Source organism: Corynebacterium sp. HMSC04H06 (assembly GCF_001815935.1).
In the GTDB taxonomy this organism is placed as follows: domain Bacteria; phylum Actinomycetota; class Actinomycetes; order Mycobacteriales; family Mycobacteriaceae; genus Corynebacterium.
The window spans coordinates 1-2,046 of sequence record NZ_KV823392.1 but is presented as its reverse complement, the minus strand read 5'-3'; the positions used below and the strand labels follow the sequence as shown (position 1 = coordinate 2,046).

Annotated in this window: 1 protein-coding gene and 1 pseudogene; one reads left to right on the top strand and one right to left on the bottom strand. The window is 47.7% G+C overall.

The window, feature by feature from the left end; all coding sequences use genetic code 11:
• Positions 1-396, bottom strand: a pseudogene (locus HMPREF3067_RS11185) (hypothetical protein); the annotation flags it as partial.
• Between the two features lie 118 nt (positions 397-514).
• Between HMPREF3067_RS11185 and HMPREF3067_RS10855 the strand changes: the two are divergent.
• Positions 515-2,020 (top strand): LGFP repeat-containing protein, encoded by a 1,506-nt coding sequence (locus tag HMPREF3067_RS10855; RefSeq protein WP_246819174.1) that lies wholly within the window; start codon positions 515-517, stop codon positions 2,018-2,020.
• Positions 2,021-2,046: the final 26 nt, after the last annotated feature.

The window sequence follows — 2,046 nt, the reverse complement described above, 5'->3', positions numbered from 1 at the left end:
AGAAGCGGAACTAAACCCAGGACGCTTCATGATTAGGGCAACATCATCGTTTGATGATTTGGTATAGATAGCAGCGATACCTGCTACTTCACCATCTGATTGACGGAGAAAACCGTCCATAAACGGTGCGTTAGATACGCAGTGATGTGCCGTGAGCCAGAAGCTATCTCCTAGATAGCTTGCGGTGCAGTCGCGTCGAATGCGGGGTTCTTGTGGATTATCCAGGCTTGGGATTGCTGACCATAAAGCAGCAATCCGGTTATCGTTTACCGGTACTGTGCTACTTGCTTGTAGAGAAGCGAAATCACCATTGGCGTCCTGGGCTACAGCAGGAGAAGCACCCAGTGCGGTAAATGCGCAGGTGAGGATTATAAGACTGGTTTTAGCTATTTTCATGGTTACCCGACGAGATTAGAAAGGAGAACTTTTTCGCTTAACCAGCGTAGCCTGCCACCAAGCTATAAGCTGACCTAGTAGAACAACTCCTTGTTTCACTCTCATCTAAGGACCGCCAATGAAAGCTCTCTCACGCAAACTACTTGCTTTCGTCTCAGCAAGCTTATTAATCAGTACCACTCCCGGTACTGCAGTCGCGCAATCATCTTTTTCTGATTCATTATCGTCATCAGTGTCACAGGATACTTTTCCTGCTGATCCTAGTGAAAATACCGTAGAGGCAATCGACAATAAGGAAACGTCAGATGAATACCCCACTCCAGTACTGCCAGAGTGGGCTAAGGGGGCCTCGTCTGAAATTGTAGAAACTGAACTTTCACCGGAAGAAGTCTCCGAGTGGACTCCGACGAAATCTCCTAAATCTACTGTACGCCCTGGAGAAATGCGTAGCGATAGGGAAGAAATACCGGGTGATTTCACCAAAGAAGAGGCGGATCTTGCAGAAACAAAAGAAGCACAGCTGCAAGAAGAAGATAATCCGACCCTAAATTCTGCCCCAGGTTGCAAAGTTTACTGGCCTTCTCCTTTTGAAGTATGCGGTGCAATCCGGGAACTTTATGATTCCATTGGCGGACCGAAAAGCTTTCTGACGTTTCCTAAAAGCAACGAGCTAACTAATCCTGACGGTATTGGTAAAAGGTCCGAATTCGTCAACGGGTTTATCTATTGGCATCCAAAGACAGGCGCTCATACTGTTAGCATTCCTGCAACCGTCGTGTGGGCAAAGCATGGTTGGGAACGCGGACACTTCGGGTACCCAATGACTAATGATATCGCTCTCGGAGAGGGTTGGTATAAGCAGAAATACCAAGGTGGCTACATCTACACACGAAACTCCATTCCTGCAGTACAAGCAGGAATTCAGGGGCGAATATATGACAAATGGCAGGGCATGGGAGCCCAAAAGAGTACCTTAGGTTTCCCTATCAGCAGCGAAGAAAAAACACCTGACGGGATCGGGCGATACAACCTTTTCCAAAAAGGAATTATGGTTTGGCACCCCAAATTCGGCGCTCACGCTATAACAGGCGATGTGCTACTCCAATGGGTGTATTCAGGCGCTATTGATGGAGATGTCGGCTACCCTATTGGTGACCCCGGAGAAAGTGACAGTGACGGTTGGAAGGAACAAAAGTTTGAAAAAGGCAGCATCCACGGTAGCCAACTAGACAAATTCTTTCCTGACTTTATGCCTGGGGCAGGACTCGAACAAGATGCACCTACCCTACAAGGCAGTGGAATCGCTGGAGGCAATGATTATACCGATCAGGTGATGATGGCTACGCATGACCGATGTGGGGTTCCTGTTGTGCTACGACGGGGATGGTATGAACCTGATGCCAAAACACGTCCATATGGCCCTTGGGGTTACGACAAGATTCGGCACAAACATGGAATTTGGAACCTTTACTCGATTAGGCAATACATTCAAGGTCTGTGCGAAGCCAGGATGGAAAACGCGGACCGCATTTATGAAGCTCCTATTTATGAAGCTGTCCGCACTAATGATGGAAAAAAGGTTGGATCTGGAAGATCATTTGAACTTCGGGGAATAGTAGAATGAAGCGTCCTGGGTTTAGTTCCGCTTCT

Coding starts and splice junctions, on each gene's coding strand:
- HMPREF3067_RS10855 (WP_246819174.1), top strand. CDS start 515: ATGAAAGCTCTCTCACGCAAACTACTTGCTTTCGTCTCAGCAAGCTTA.